The sequence below is a fragment of the Skermanella sp. TT6 genome (genome assembly GCF_016653635.2).
In the GTDB taxonomy this organism is placed as follows: Bacteria; Pseudomonadota; Alphaproteobacteria; order Azospirillales; family Azospirillaceae; genus Skermanella; species Skermanella cutis.
Genome location: NZ_CP067420.1, coordinates 134,596 through 149,278, shown reverse-complemented (window position 1 = coordinate 149,278; position 14,683 = coordinate 134,596). Strand labels below are relative to the sequence as shown.

Below are 14,683 nucleotides of genomic sequence, written 5' to 3'. Positions count from 1 at the left end.
TAAAGACTGGGGGGCTGGAGCATGGACTCCAAAGAAATCTGCTTAAAGATACTCGCGGCGAACAGTGAAGCGGCGGTTCAGGGAATCATAGACTCCGTCCCCGAGATGAACAACCAGAAGAACTGGAGGCCGTTGAACGGGCGGGAAACGAACTTCAACATCGTCTCCAATCAGGCGTCGACCGGGGGCAAGGCGCTAACCGAACTGATGACCAACATGGTGGACGCCGTCCTCATGAAGCTGGCTTATCAACAGGGCGTCGATCCCAAGTCCGTAAGCGCGCCGCAGACCATGTACGAAGCGGTTGACCGGTTGGCCGGGTTCATCGGCCTGCGAGGCGGGCGCATCGTCGACGTCGACGACGAGAAAGATCTCCGGAAATTCGCCGAGAAGAACCTCATCATCGGTGTGACGGGGGCCAAGAGCGCTAAGCACGGCAGGCCCTGCTACACCTTTGTCGATAACGGCGAGGGACAGGCGCCCAAGGACTTCGAGCGGACATTCCTGTCGCTGTCGGAGGGCAACAAGAAGGATATCCCCTTCGTCCAGGGCAAGTACAACATGGGGTCGTCTGGTGTCCTCACCTACTGCGGCAAGCGGTGGTTCAAGCTGATCGTTTCCCGCCGGTACGACGGCGAGACCGGGTGGGGGTGGACCCTGCTGCGCAAGCGGCCCGTCGGCGGCATGCCGATCGTCGACTACTTTGTCCTGCCGGGCGGCGCTATACCCGAGTTCAAGGCGGATATGCTTGTGCCGTTCACCACGGCCTCGGGCAAGAAGTACGACAAGGTTATCCTGAAGACCGGCACCGTCGTCAAGCTCTACGACTACGAGATCGGCCACCAATACATGTCGATGAAAGGTTCCCGCGAGGCGCTGAACGAGAACCTGACCGAGACTATTCTGCCGTTTCGTATTCTGGACTTCCGGTGGACGGCTAGAACGGCGGAGACCCAGGCCAAGGCGGAGGCGCGCGGCTCCGATCGTGCGATGGGCGTCGACGTCCGCCGCTTCTACGGCATGGAGTATCTGCTGCTGCGCAAGCACGCCGAAACCGACATCGTCGACGATGACGAAGCCGCAGAAGCAGCGGGCGACCCTCGGCAAGCGGTCGGCACCGTCCGCGATCCGGAGTTGGGCACCATCGAGATCAGCTTCATCCCCCTGAAGCGCGGCCGGCTGCCTGAGTGGCTGGCTAAGACGAATTACCGCGTCTTCCATGCGGTTAACGGCCAGGTACAGTACAAGCAAACCCGCGGCTTCATCAGTCAGAGTTGCGGCTTCCCCGCACTGAAGGACCGTGCCGCCGTTATAGTCGACGCCAGCAACCTGAACTTTGAGGCGCATAACGACATCTGGAAGGGCGACCGGGAAAATATCCGGGAGAACGGGGTCGGACAGCGCTACAAGGAGGAGGTCCAGAAGGCGATCTCCGAGTCGGAGGCGCTGAGCAAGTTCCAGAACGAGGTCGCCCGCCAGGAGATGGAGGCGTCCGTCGCTGCTGGGCAGCGCTCGCTCCTCCAGAAGCTGATAGACGTGGACAAAAACCTCGCCAATCTGCTCGACGCGAAGGCGCCTAAGCCGTTCGTCCACCTGCTGTCCACAGGCGGCGAGAACGGCGGCGAAGTGGGCAAGGGCAAGTTCGAAGGCAAGCCGAGCCCCACGTTCATTCGCCTCGAGGAGAAGCGGAAGAGCGGCGTCATTGACATCCCCATCAACCGCACCCGGCTGGTGGCGGCGCGCACCGACGCTGAGAATGGGTACTTTCAAAGGGCCAACAACCCGGGCCAGCTGCTGCTGGACGACAAGGTGCTCAAGTCGTTCGGCATCCGGGAGCATCTTCAGGACGGCCGACTCACGCTGTACTTCCGCCCCGTCGAGGACGAAGTAGAGGTCGGACAGACGTTCAAGTTCAAGATGGGCCTCAAGGACAACTGGATGCCGGAACTTGTCGAAGCTGACATGGAAATCCGCATCGTCGACGAGGAGGCCAGTACCGCCAAGCCGAAGACCACCAACAGCGAGGCCAAGAAGGCTGGCGAGGGTGGGGACAGCAACGCCAGCGGCTCTGGCAAGCCTGCTCCGACCCACGGCCTGCCGCCCTTTAGGCTGATGACCCACGACGGTCGGAGCATCGCGGGAGAGGTCACGGAAGCCTGGCCCAACGGCTTCTCCGACCAGGACGGAGGCATCGCTGTCGATCTCGGTGAGTCGGGCGTCCTCTACAAGATCAACTACGACAATTACTACCACCTCACCTACCGCCGTCAGGCGCGCGGCGACGTAGCCAAGGAGGTCGTGACCCAGAAGTACGTCTTGGGCATGCTCATCCTGATGCTGGGCTGCGAGAACGCCATGCAGGCGATGGGAGCGAACGCCGCTGCCGCCGAATACGCTGACCAGTTCCGCCAGATGGTGGCGCGCGGGGCGTCCTCGACAGTCCTGGCCTTGGCCGACAATCTTCCGAAGATCATCGATGCCAAGTCCGTCCAGGCGACCGTCGAAGTGGAGTGAGGTTTGCTCGCCTAAATTGAGTGTCGGGGTAGAATCGATTGGATTTCTTTTGTGTTTTTGGTGTCCTTGCCGCCGCAATTGAAAGGGGGCGGGGGTGCCGGATCATGTTCCGCAGGCAGCCGTTCGCACGGCGCAGGGGCGTGGCAACCGGGGTTTCCTGCGGATTAGGGCGTTCAGCTATGCCGATTTACAAGGAGGCGTTCTACGAAGGGGCAGCCATCCAGATGCTCGCCCGTTCCGGGCACGTCAAGAGCATTGTTTACGACCCGCCGTTCTACCTGTTCAACGGCAGCGTCACCGTCCTCCTGAAGTACACAGCCACCCACAACGGGCCGTGGAAGTTTACGTTCATGTCCCACCACAGGGCCCTGATGCGCGGCAAGGCGGCCGAAGGGCCGCTAGTGATCGGCTTGGTGTGCGCTGAAAACGGGGTGGCGACGCTGATTTACGAAGCATTCCGGACCATCGCTGGAGAAGGCGAGGCCGCCATCGGAATATCGTGCTTCCGCAAACATGGCGAGCACTACGAAATCCGCGGTCCGGGCGGAGCTTTGGACAAAAAGGTCGCTCCCTCCTTGTGGGGGCGGATTTTGGAACCCGAAAGGAACTTGACATGAGACACCGCGAGCAAATCCGCGCGCTTCTGGAGAAGCAGATCGGCAATCCAAACGAGGTCAAGGACATCGTGGACACCGCCGAGCAGGTGATGGGCAAGTGGGTGGATCCGCTCAGCGGAGGCAAGGAGGAGATCAACGGGTTGATCTACGGCTTGGTCCAGAGCGGCAAGACGGGCGTCCTCACCGTAACTGGCGCCATCGGCGCCGACGAGGGGTACAAGGCCGTCATCGTCCTGACCTCCGACAACGACCCACTTTACGACCAGACGTTGGCAAGGGTCAGGGAAGCATTCCCCGGCATGGACATCATCGCCAAGCCCGACTTTAAGGACTACAACAGTTTCATCCAACGCGTGAAGCACGGGACCTGCGCCATTGTTACAACGAAGAACGCTAGCATCCTGGACACGCTTATCGAGAACTTCAAGAAGGGCAACATCAAAGGTCTGACCAGCCTGATCATCGACGACGAGGCCGACCAGGCGAGCCTGAACACCAAGGAGGCCAAGGCCGACGGGACAAGGAGCGAGATCAATCGACACATCGGGGCGCTCCGGAAGTTCTTCGACAAGAACACGTACCTCCAGGTCACTGCGACCCCGCAGGCCCTTTTCCTCCAGAGCCCTGGACACGATTTCCGACCACAGTTCACGGTACTAAGCCATCCCGGCAAGGATTACGTCGGGGGGGAGGACTTCTTCGGCGGCAAGGCCGACCTCGTGCGCGAGTTCGACATCACGGACATCACCGCCATAGCCGCGGGGAACCAGCCCGCAGCCAATCCGACGATCCCAAAGTCTCTGCTGCGGGCGCTCGACACATTCATGGTCGCCGCCACCTACAAGCGCCTCCAGGATACCGAGCAGAAGAGCGCGTTCCTCTGCCACGTCAGCACCAGGAAGGCCGACCACAAGCACATCGAGGGACTGCTCCGACAGTACAAGGTCGACCTGTCCAACAAGCTCAAGGCGAAGGACAAAAAGACGATCAACCGGCTGAAGAACGGCTACGACGACCTGGCGAAGACCGACACAGGGCTGGCTGCTTTCAGTTTCGTGAAAATCGTCGACGAGATCGAATTCCTGTCGCCCGGCATCGCGGTCAAGCTCGTTAACGGCGAAACGGACGAGGACGTCGCGCTCCAATCGCCGTACAACCTGTTTGTCGGCGGCAACAAACTCGGCCGTGGTGTGACCATCAAGAACCTTTTGGTCAGCTATTATGGGCGCAACCCCAAGGTAAAGCAGGCCGACACTGTGCTTCAGCACGCCCGTATGTACGGGTACCGCAGGACGGACATTGGGCTGCTGAGGCTGTTCCTCCCGCCACAGCTCCATCTCGTGTTCAAGGCGATCCACGAGATGGAGGATGGCCTGCGCAAACTCATCTCGAGCACCTCGACCGAGCATTTCCGGGGCATATACCTGGACGGGGGGGTTAGTCCCACTAGACGCAATATCCTGGCGCCCGGGACGCTTGGCGTCTATTCCGCCGGAAAGAGTTACAATCCGGCCAACGTGCTGCGGGACGCATCGGTGAAGGCGTCCACTGCCCGTATCGACGGCATGCTGGCGAAAGTCGCGGACAAGACCTGCGTCGAATTGCCGATTGCCGACGTCAAGGCGCTGATCGAGGCCACCGCGCCCGATCCGGCGGCCGCGCAGAAGATTTGGGACACCGAAGCGATCCTGAAATCGCTCGACCAGTTGGCGGGCATACGGAAGCAGAAGACCGCGTACGTCTACGTGGACCGAGGACGCGGCTTGAAGGAGAACCGCCACGAAACCCAGGGCATCTTGACTGGCGGCGAGGAGGCGAAAGCGCCGAAGGACAAGGCGACGCTGTTCCTGCTACGCACCGACAACAAGAGTGGCGCGCACGAGGCATGGTGGCCGCAGTTCCGATTTCCCGATGGCAGCTATGCTTTCGCGTTCGCGATCTGAAGCCACCTTCGGCATAGGTCGTGCAGTGACAAAGGCGGTATTCGTCACCGTAACTGCTTGTATGGGGTTTTTGGTGTCAAGCCGCTAATCGCTGTCGGGCTCCGTCAGATCGGATGCGCTACACGTAGCTGTCCGCGCCGTCTTTTGTCGGGATCGCGACGATAAGCCTTGAGATCGGCGTAGAACCACCAGACCAGGCTGCGCAGGCGTTGCTGAGCTTGGAGGTGCTTGTCGGTGAAAGTATCGAGCTTGTGGATCAGCCGCTCGGCGTGGACCCAGCACAGGGCGTGGCGACCGACGGCGAACTGCCCCGCGTCGTCGGACAGGATCACGGTGTCGGGCAACAGGCCATGGGCCTTGATCGCGCCCCACACCGCTCCTTCGCTGGCGACCAGTACCGGATCGGGCGTCACAGTCAGCGTCGTGATCCCGAGCCGCTCCAGATGCCGGGTCCACGCCGCTTCGTCGGCGAACCGATGCTCGGGATCGGCCTCCAGCCGGGCGACCACCGATCCCGCCAGTCCGCGCCGACGCATGTAGTCCAGCGCCTCGGCGTTGATCACGTAGTCGCCGTATCCGGCGCGCAGCACCGTCAGGAAATTCAGCCGGCTCTTGGAGCCTGTGGTGGCGAAGGCGGCAAAGTGGTCGTTGCCGAGCCGGGTGCAGAAGCCGTTCCGGTGTTTGTGCCGCACACCTGTCTACCGCCTACGGCGTTGCCTGACGGCCCATCGACGCTGATCCAGGGGGCGATTTCGAGTCCGGCCCGCAGCACCGCGCGGGCTTCGTCCAGGAAGGCGCCGTTGCTGGCGTTCAGCAGGCGGATCACCTGACGCTTGGAAATGTCGATGCCAAATACCCGGAGCTGAATGACCAGGCGCGGCATCGTTACCTGGCCCTGATGATATTGCAGCAACACGAAACGGCGCAGCTCCGGCCCAAAGTGGCCGGTGATCCCGGCCGGCATCGGCGCTGTCACCGTCCTACCGTCCGGCGTTTGCCAGCGTTCACGGCGGATGCGCACGACGTGCGGGCGCAGCTCGAGATCCTGGACGACGAAGTCCTCGTAACCTTTGAAGCGCGAGCCGGTCGGCACGTCAGCCTTGATGATCCGGTCCTCGTGGATGACCAGCCGCTCGGTCTTACGGCGCTTCCTCCCGCGTCGACTGTCGGTGCCCTCCGACTTGGGTTCGGTCTTCCGCTCCATGTCGCTCGGCCGGATCACGGGCCGACCCTTCACGCCTTTGAGTGTGGCGATCTCCGCCCGCAAATCCGCAATCGCCTGCTTCAGCGCGGCATTCTCTGCCAGCAGGCGTTCGGTCAGGGCTTCAAGGTCGCCGCGTGACAGGTCGGAAAGTGAAAGTTTCTCAGGGGCTGACACATCAGGAAAGATGGCACCAGGGCCGATCACAACCAACCCCAGCGCGCCTCATGTCTGCCCGGCCTTTTGCCCCAAGTACACGCTAGCCAGCTAAAGCATTGATTTTGCTGGCCTCCCCAAGGGGATTCGAACCCCTGTTACCGCCGTGAAAGGGCGGTTACGGCAGGTGTCCTTATCGTGTTTCTATCAAAATCTAAAATCAAGGTCCGAGCGGGCTGCTGCACCACCTCATTATCGAACGCTTGTGTCTAATCTCGGCTGCCGTTTCTCATCCTTGGTCGCTGAAATCACCGTAGAAATCCAGTCGGTCGCCGCTTTCTAACAGATCACTCGACAACTAGACGTCGATGGGTTGTTAATGCTTAGCTCTGCCCCTTCAACGTGCCGATCACCAGCAGGCTGTCACCACTACAAGTACCGACGCGGTCGGACTGCCGATTTCCTGCCATGCTTGCCCAAATCAAATGCAACTGATCTACAACTTCAATCCTGTTAACCGCTCCAGGTGCCAACCCCATAGTTCGAGCGCGGCACGCGCCTCGCGGACATAGTCATGCCGTTGATAAACTGCGGCGACGCCCTTTATGGTCCCGGTCAGGTGATTCAGGATCTTGTCAGCCACCTCGGCGCGCACGCCAAGACGCGCCAGCCCGGTCGTGGTGGTGCGCCGGAGGTCGTGGAGGGTCCATTCGGTCATCGGCTCCACTCCATCTCCACGGGCCGCCTGAATAAGCCGGTCCAGTCTTGCCTTGCCCTTGCTGAAGCCGCTGATCGGGGTCTTTCCGGTCGTCGTGAACACCAGTTGTCCCTGCCGCGGGATGTCTGCCAGAAGCGCCATCGCCTGGGGCGACAGCGGCACCGCGTGGGGCTTACCGTTTTTGGCGCGCCCGCCAGGAATCCGCCAGATCGGTCCGTCATCGGTGTCGTGGACCTCGGCCCACGTCATGCCGGCGACCTCGGACCGGCGCTGGGCCGTCAGGATCAGTAGTTTAATAAACGGTCCCCATGGATACCCGATCGTCCCGGCTGCGGTCCAGATCTCGACCAGTTCCGGCTCGGTCAGGACCCGCTCGCGCGGCGCCGCCTCGCGCTCGCCGTCGATCCTGTCGCAGGGCGACGTCGCTACATGCTCCTTCCTCACCGCCCAGTTCCAGAAGGCGCGGAGATAGGCGAAGGTGCGGCGCCTCATCGTCGGGGCCTGCGGGCCGATCGAGTCGAGGACGGCCTCGATGTCCGCGCGGCTCACCTGATCGGCTGGCTTGCGGCCAATGAGCGGGAGGACGTCGCGGTTGAACACGCGCTCCCTTTCGCGCCACGAGCGTTGCCGGATTTTGCAGTGCTGGGCGATGTAGCGTTCGGCCAGGGTCGCGACGGTGAGCGTCTCGACCTGACGGTCCCGCTGGCGGTCCGCCGCCGGGTCCTTGCCCGCCCGGACCAGTCCGAGGATGCGCACCGCCTCGTTCCGGGCCGTGTCAGGGGTCCAGGGAGCGCCGTGGGTGCCGATGGTCATGCGGCGCTTCGGGGCGTTCCGGCCGCCGGTACCAGGCCGGTATTCCACGAAGTAGCTCTTCGCTCCGGCCGGCGTCACCCGCAGCCCGAATCCCTGCACCACGTCGTCGTAGACGTGCAGCCGCCTGCCCCCCTCGGCCCGCGCCGCATCGACGATCCGCTTCGTGATCCTGGTCCGCACCTGCCCCCTCTTCCGCTTTCCCCGTCCCTGGGGACCCACCGGGTACCCACGCGATACCCAACCGGGGCGGGCGTCGGCGTCGCCGGGGCGGCGTGACCGTGTTGAAAAACAAGGGATCGTAAAGGATGGTCGCACCCCGGACAAGCCTGTCCAAGGCGGAGCATCTGACTACGGATCAGAAGGCTAGGAGTTCGAATCTCTTCGGGCGCGCCACTTCAGGAAATTCAGAGGGCCTGGAAAACGACGGTTTTCCGGGCCCTCTTCGTTTTGGATGAATTTTCCCCCGCTGCGCGAAGTCCGGTCAGGCGCATCCGGCTTTCGGAAACGGATTGCCCCATTCGGCGCCGGACTGGCCGCGATCCCATAAAATGCCGGGCAATCGGCTGTGTCTTGGTCCTTGTTTCGATCACCCGCGAAGGCCGGTTTCGGGATTGTCGCTGCGGGGGACTAGCACAGAACGGGGTGAGCCATGATGGCCGATGTTGACATTCGCCTGGCCGGTCCCGGGAGATCCTGCATCGCCGCCGGGATCGACCTTGCCAGCGGGTTCAGCCGGAGATCGTGCGTCGACCGCACGATCTCCCTCTATGAGGAGTTGCAGGCAACGGTGTCATGACGATTCGCCGATCGCCGTTCGGCCGAAGGAGGGATGTCCATTTGGAGTTGGACACCGTACACTTTCGGTCGTATCCTGAGATCGATCGTATTTTAGATATTTGACGTCGCCTGGCCGGGTGACGCAGGGTCCGAAGGTTCTGCCATGGTCGTCTCCGCCGTCGATACCTCCCTGATGCGCTCCGCGCCGAAGGTGACGGAACTGGTCCAGCAGATGAAGCAGAACGTCCAGAAATCCCAGGCCCTCATCGACCAGACCAACAACTCCACCAAGCCGGTTCCCAAGGTCGACCAGCTCGCCAGCCAGGCCGCGGCGATCAGCCAGGGTTATCGGCAATCCATCGAGGAAGGCAAGCAGGCGTCCAAGCCGCTGCCCAAGACCCAATCGCTGGTCAGCCAGGCCAGCGCCATCAGCCAAGCCTACCGGCAGTCCATCGAGGAAGGCAAGCAGGCGGCCAAGCCGCTGCCCAAGACCGAAGCTCTGGTCAGCCAGGCCGGAGCGATTTCCCAGGGCTACAAGCAGGCGGTGCAGCAGGGCAACGATGCCGCGAAGCCGATACCCAAGACCGAGGCGCTGGCCTCGCAGGCCGCGGCAATCAGCCAGGGTTACCGGCAGGCGGTCGAGCAGACCAAGAACGCCATGAAGGCACTGCCGAGGACCGAGGCCCTGACCCAGCAGACCTCGGCCGCCGTCGGCCGGATCGAGCAGCAGGCCAAGCAGAGCGCCGACGCGGCCGCCTCCGCCGGCAGCAAGGCCCGCGCCGCCGTTCCGCCGGGCGGCCAGGTGAACATGAAAGCCTGACCGGTCCCGCAGCCGGCCTGACCGGAGGGTCTGTCCGGAACATTCGGAGTTCCCAGGCGGTTTCAGGAAGGTCCTCAAGCCATCCGCGCCGTCCGACAGGAACTCCCATGCCCTTGATCATCTTCCTGATTCTCGTCGTCCTGATCGCCATGTTCGGCTTCTGGGACACGCTGAGCGCCCTGCTGGGCAGCCTTCTGATGATCATCCTGTTCGCGGCCGCCGCGGCCGGCCTCGTGGTCCTGGCCGGGATGTATGGGTGGCGCCGGATCAAGCGGCGCCCTTGAGCCCGTCGCCCCTGCCCCGGAGCAGCGGCTTTTCCGAAAGGTCACCCGACACCATATCAAGGCCCAGGGGCCGGATCATCGGCCCAGGAGCGATCCCTTGAACCGAAGACAGTTTTTTGGAGGCACCATGGCGATCCTTGGCGCAGGCGGGCTGTTCAAGTCGCTGACCGGCGGCACGAACCAGGCATCGGCCACCCAGTTTCCCGTCCAGAAGGCGGATGCCGAGTGGCGCCAGCAGCTGACGCCGGAGCAGTATCACGTCCTTCGCGAGCACGGCACCGAGCGCGCCGGAACAAGCCCGCTCAATGCGGAGAAGCGCTCCGGCACCTTCGTCTGCGCCGGCTGCGGCCAGGATCTCTTCGCGGCGGACACGAAGTACGAGAGCGGCACCGGCTGGCCCAGCTTCTGGCAGCCGCTCGACGGCGCCGTGGAAACGACCGAGGACCGTTCCTTCTTCATGACCCGCACGGAGGTCCATTGCAGCAATTGCGGCGGGCACCTGGGCCATGTGTTCGAGGACGGACCCAAGCCGACCGGACTGCGCTATTGCATGAACGGCGTCGCCATGGGCTTCAAACCCGCCTGACGGTTTCCTGCCGTCGCGGGTGAGACGGCATTAACCGCAATTAAACGGCCAATCTGATACGAATCCAAGCATTCCGGTCCCGCAGAGGGGCTGCTGGCTTGGGTTCGTGTCATGCGCTTCCGGCTTGTCCTGCTCCATTGCCTGATCCTGGCGGCACTCTGCGGCTGTGCCCGGGGACTGGTGATGATCGACGGGACGGGCGGACAGGGCACCCCGGAGGGGCTCCGGGACATCGAGATTTCCGGGATCATCACCCAGGCGACGGCCAACCGGGTGCTCGACCAGCTGAACGCCGCCAGCGGTCCCACGGTGCGGCTGCACCTGGACAGCCCGGGCGGCGACGTCTCGGCGGCCTTGCAGATCCATGAAAGATTGCGGACGGGGGGCTGGACGGTCACGACCAGCGTCGCCGACACCGCGCAATGCATGTCGTCCTGCACGCTGATCTTCACCGCCGGCGACCATCGGCTGGCCGGCCCGAGGTCGCGGTTCCGGTTCCATGCGCCCCTCTATGTCGGGCGGCTGCCGCTACCCGGCCCGGTCGTCGACCTGATCGAGGGCATGACCCGGCGTGGCATCGCCAATACCTATGCCGGCGTCTCGCCCGAATTCGCCCGTCACCTGGCCGACCCGGCCATCCGGGCGCTGCATTCCAGGCGGGGGCTGGCCCTCAGCGGCGCGCAGCTGGCGCAGCGCGGCGACCGCTTCGTGACCGGGCTGGTCGAACCGGACCCGGTCGGGACGGGCGTCCCCGTGCCGCTCAATCGTCCATTACCCGTGCGGTATTGATCGCGTCGGAAACGCTGACGCCCTTGCGGATGATGTTGTCGACGATCCGGCCCTGGACCAGGTGGATGCCGATCCTTTCGGCGAACAGCAGGCCGGAGACCGTGCCGCACCGGGCCAGGACGAACCGGCAATTGTCCTGGTTTCTGATGCGCTCCTCGAGATTGTCGTACTCGTTGCGGTCCATCTCCAGCATGTCCGGCGACCAGAACACCTTGGCATAATCGCAGGCCATGTATTCCAGATCCATGTGGGTGACCCAGAACGGCGTCAGGCCGTCGATGCAGATCGAATAGCCGCGGTTCCGGGCGAAATCGACGACCTCCCGGTAGAGACTCTCGTTCTCGATCAGGTCGACCTTGTTGATCTCCAGCACCACGTTGCCGCGCAGCTCCGCCGTGAGCCGCTCATCGAACTTCACGAACGCCGCGGACAGGACCGTCGTCAGATTGATGTTGAGGCCGATCTTGTGGCCGCGGATGAAATCGATGCCGTAGTTCAGCGTCTTCAGGATGGACTGATCGAGATTCGAGGTGAAATAGTTGAACAACCATCGGTTCGCGGTGATGTCGAATTCCGGGCTGAGCCGGTCTTCCACGCTCTTGACCGCGATATAGAGCTCGAAATATTCGCGGTGGTTCCGGGCCTCCGGCCGGATGTCCATCACCGGCTGGTTGAGCATGTAGGGCGACAGGTCGAAGATCGGCATCTGGCGCTCGATCCGCGCCAGTTCCTCGAGCGTGACCGACGGCTTGGTCCTGACCTTCGCACCGTCCGGACCTCCGGTGACGTCCAGCCCTTCGATGAAGCGGATCACGTTCACGAAGTTGAGCGACAGCTCCATGATCGAATATAGACTGTCTTCGCGGTAGGGATTGAGCCCCGTCATCTGCGTCCGCGATAGCATCAGCCGCTCGATCTTCTGGCAGATGTCGGTGATGGTCGAGAACTTGATTCCCTTGTAGAGGAAGATGATGTCTTCGTTCGACAGGTTGAACAGCTGGAGGAAGGCCGAGTTCTCCGAGATTTCCTGCACGGCCCGGCGGATCGTCGCGATGTCTCCCAGGTTCTTGTCCTTCAGCAGGGACAGGTGAAGGTGAACGAGACGCAGCCCCTGCAATTCTCGCTTGGCCGAATGAAGCAAGGACAGCAGCTTGGCATCGTCGTGAGGCGGTTTGGCCGGTGCGACCGCCGGCTTCTCGGCGGGCTTGACCCGGCTCCAGTCACGGGCGGGACGTTCCGTCTTGGCAGGATTCATCATGGCGGGAACCATGTCGCCGCAGCGTTGAAAGCGAACAGGCAAGCCTTCACCAAACCGGTCCTCCCTGGTGGCTCATCCGAAAAGCCGGCGCTCGACCCTAATGTATTAGGCCATTCGTTTTAAGACAATACCACGTAACGGATGGAAGCTAACCTATTTCTCTCGCACGGCCGTCGAAATGCCGGGAGTCGGCGGGCAGAAAGCCCTCAGCGCTGTTCAAGGCGTCCGTTCACGACATCTTCGACCTGCCCGACGGGCAGTGCCGCGAGATCCGGAACTTCGACGCACGTCACCCAGGGTCGGTCGATGCCGGTCAGGCGGGCCGCCATATGGCTGCCGAACAGAGCGACGGTCGGGCGGCCGAGATGGGCAGCCAGATGGGTGGGACCGCTGTCGTTCCCGATGACCAGTCGGGCGCCGGCCAGGACGCCCGCGAGCTGGAAATAGTTCAACCATTTCCCGCCGGTCAGCGTGACGCCCGGTATCGACCGGCAGAGATCCAGCTCGTCGGGGCCGGGAACCGTGACCACGCTCTTGCCGTCGGCGATCAGGCGTTCCGCGAGCGCGGCGTAGCCGGGCCAGCGCTTGTGCGGCAGCCTCGCCGAGGAGCCGGGCAGCAGGACGACGTAGGGTTTCCCGACCCCGGCATCCGCGAGAATGCCGGAGACGTCGTCGGCGACCCAGCCCAAGTCCGGGGCGAGGGCATGGCGGACCGGAACGCCCGCGTCCGCCAGCTGCCCGGCGAGCCGCTGCAGGCTGGGGATCAGCTTGGGATCGTCCGCCCGGTGCGGATGGCTGCAGCCCGATGCCGTCCCCGACCAGGGAGTGCGCGGCAGGAACCAACGGCGATAGAAGGCGGTCCGGGATACGTTCTGCAGGTCGTAGACCATGGCGTACGGCACCGCCCCGAGGCGCCGGCGCAGGTCCAGCATGCGATCCAGGCGCCAGCGCGGCGCGCGCGGGTCCAGCTCCACCCGGTCGACCCAGGGACAGCGTTCCATCAGTACCCGATAGGCCGGACCGGTCAGAAGCGTGATGCGCGCATCCGGATGGTGGAGACGGATGTCGCGCAACGCGCCCTCGGACTGGAAAAGGTCGCCCAGCGCGCCGAGCTTGATGATCAGGATGTCGTCGGCCATTGCAACCTGTGCCTGGAGGTCGGGGATCGGGGAACCGGGTGCGCACCATAGCGAGCCCCCCGGGGAGGCTCCAGGCCTGAAGTTGACTGGGCCGGGAACCCGGGATCGGCCCGCCGTCACCGGAGGTGATCGGTCCGCCGTCACCGAAGGTGATCGGCCCGCCGTCACCGGAGGTGATCAGCCCGCCGTCACCGCCATGGTCAGCATGGGATCCTCCAGACGATGGAGACGGCCGCTGGCGGCCAGCGCCACGCGCAGGACGACGGCGCGGCGGCGTGCGGCGTTGAGCTTGACCAGGGGCGCATCGCGGAGGATCACGGCGCCGAAACCGTCGGCGACCATCAGCCCGCACTCGGGCGGGATCAGGTCGGCCGGGAAATCGGCCCCGACCGCGAAGTAGAAGCTGTCGCAGAAGGCCTGGTACTCGGGCCATTTCTGGTCGGCCCTGAAATCCGCGATCGAGCTCTTGATCTCCACGATGACCACGTCGCCCGCCTCGTTGACCGCCATGACGTCGGCCCGGCGGCCCGACGCCAGGCGAAACTCGGTCAGGCTGGCGAATCCGCGTTCGGCCAAGCCCCGCCGTACGCCCCGTGACAGCAGGTCGGCGATGCCGGTCCGCCCCGAAACCACTCCGTCTTCCACCAAAACCATCGTCTCAGCCATCGTTCCGCCCATCCGGACCAACCCGGAAAGTACGTATCATGAACAGTTAGGGCCGCCCGGCCAAGCGTCAATTCGCCGCTGGCTCCCGGCACGCCGCGGTCGTCCGGCGCTCCGATCGAGGAAACCGGCCGGCATGATCGCAGGTCAGCCCATCACCGATGCTTTTCTCCGCGATCAGAGAAATCCCGGCGCAGCAAATCGGCGAGGGATCTCCCCTCGACGTCGGCCCTATGCTTCTGCGGCGCTATCGTCCCATGGGGAATGCATGGCTTCATGCTCGGCGCTTTCCCGGTAATACTGGTGAATGCCGTCACCTTGTGCATCGCGATGACGATTCTGGCATTCAAAATCCGTTATGGCTAATGCCGGTCTTTTGCGCGGCGCGGGCGCGTACCGCCAAAA

General features: G+C 63.4%; 13 protein-coding genes and 1 tRNA gene. 7 read left to right on the top strand and 7 right to left on the bottom strand.

Translation table 11 applies throughout. The features are described from left to right. Positions 1-21 precede the first annotated feature (21 nt). The 3 genes from IGS68_RS00650 (at position 22) to IGS68_RS00640 (ending at position 5,074) form a co-directional block, all read left to right on the top strand. A complete protein-coding gene (locus IGS68_RS00650; protein ID WP_201076550.1) occupies positions 22-2,514 on the top strand; it encodes a hypothetical protein in 2,493 nt (830 codons plus the stop codon). A 179-nt stretch (positions 2,515-2,693) separates the two neighbouring features. Then, positions 2,694-3,131, top strand: coding sequence for a hypothetical protein (locus IGS68_RS00645; RefSeq protein WP_201076549.1), 438 nt, complete (start codon positions 2,694-2,696; stop codon positions 3,129-3,131). Next, on the top strand, positions 3,128-5,074 hold the full coding sequence (locus IGS68_RS00640; protein WP_201076548.1) for a Z1 domain-containing protein: 1,947 nt from the start codon (positions 3,128-3,130) through the stop codon (positions 5,072-5,074). The genes IGS68_RS00645 and IGS68_RS00640 overlap by 4 nt, the downstream gene beginning before the upstream one ends. 104 nt (positions 5,075-5,178) lie before the next feature. On the opposite strand, the gene IGS68_RS00635 is transcribed toward IGS68_RS00640, so the two are convergent. The 4 genes from IGS68_RS00635 to IGS68_RS00620 all read right to left on the bottom strand — a co-directional run bounded on the left by IGS68_RS00635 (position 5,179) and on the right by IGS68_RS00620 (position 8,142). Then, positions 5,179-5,664, bottom strand: coding sequence for a hypothetical protein (locus IGS68_RS00635; RefSeq protein ID WP_201076547.1), 486 nt, complete (start codon positions 5,662-5,664; stop codon positions 5,179-5,181). A gap of 11 nt (positions 5,665-5,675) precedes the next feature. Next, positions 5,676-6,488 carry a hypothetical protein gene (locus IGS68_RS00630; RefSeq protein WP_201076545.1) on the bottom strand — a complete coding sequence of 271 codons (813 nt, stop codon included), beginning with the start codon at positions 6,486-6,488 and terminating at the stop codon, positions 5,676-5,678. Positions 6,489-6,560: 72 nt separating this feature from the next. Next, positions 6,561-6,684: transfer RNA gene (locus IGS68_RS00625), tRNA-OTHER, on the bottom strand. Between the two features lie 243 nt (positions 6,685-6,927). Further along, on the bottom strand, positions 6,928-8,142 hold the full coding sequence (locus IGS68_RS00620) for a tyrosine-type recombinase/integrase (protein WP_201076543.1): 1,215 nt from the start codon (positions 8,140-8,142) through the stop codon (positions 6,928-6,930). A gap of 760 nt (positions 8,143-8,902) precedes the next feature. Here IGS68_RS00620 and IGS68_RS00615 point away from each other — a divergent pair. The 4 genes from IGS68_RS00615 (at position 8,903) to IGS68_RS00600 (ending at position 11,218) form a co-directional block, all read left to right on the top strand. Continuing rightward, entirely contained in the window at positions 8,903-9,559 is a 657-nt protein-coding gene (locus tag IGS68_RS00615) for a hypothetical protein (RefSeq protein ID WP_201076541.1), read from the top strand. 107 nt (positions 9,560-9,666) lie between these two features. Beyond that, entirely contained in the window at positions 9,667-9,843 is a 177-nt protein-coding gene (locus IGS68_RS00610) for a hypothetical protein (RefSeq protein ID WP_201076539.1), read from the top strand. A 127-nt stretch (positions 9,844-9,970) separates the two neighbouring features. Then, complete coding sequence (gene msrB / locus IGS68_RS00605) at positions 9,971-10,429, top strand: peptide-methionine (R)-S-oxide reductase MsrB (protein WP_201076538.1); 459 nt, start codon at positions 9,971-9,973, stop codon at positions 10,427-10,429. A gap of 111 nt (positions 10,430-10,540) precedes the next feature. Continuing rightward, a complete protein-coding gene (locus IGS68_RS00600) occupies positions 10,541-11,218 on the top strand; it encodes an ATP-dependent Clp protease proteolytic subunit (RefSeq protein WP_201076536.1) in 678 nt (225 codons plus the stop codon). On the opposite strand, the gene IGS68_RS00595 is transcribed toward IGS68_RS00600, so the two are convergent. The 3 genes from IGS68_RS00595 to IGS68_RS00585 form a co-directional block, all read right to left on the bottom strand. Further along, a complete protein-coding gene (locus tag IGS68_RS00595; protein ID WP_247881115.1) occupies positions 11,190-12,476 on the bottom strand; it encodes an EAL domain-containing protein in 1,287 nt (428 codons plus the stop codon). The two genes, IGS68_RS00600 and IGS68_RS00595, sit on opposite strands and share 29 nt — an antisense overlap. Positions 12,477-12,682: 206 nt before the next feature. Further along, positions 12,683-13,615, bottom strand: a complete 933-nt coding sequence (locus IGS68_RS00590) for a glycosyltransferase family 9 protein (protein WP_201076534.1) — start codon at positions 13,613-13,615, stop codon at positions 12,683-12,685. Positions 13,616-13,792: 177 nt separating this feature from the next. Further along, complete coding sequence (locus tag IGS68_RS00585; protein WP_201076531.1) at positions 13,793-14,281, bottom strand: MmcB family DNA repair protein; 489 nt, start codon at positions 14,279-14,281, stop codon at positions 13,793-13,795. Positions 14,282-14,683 lie beyond the last annotated feature (402 nt).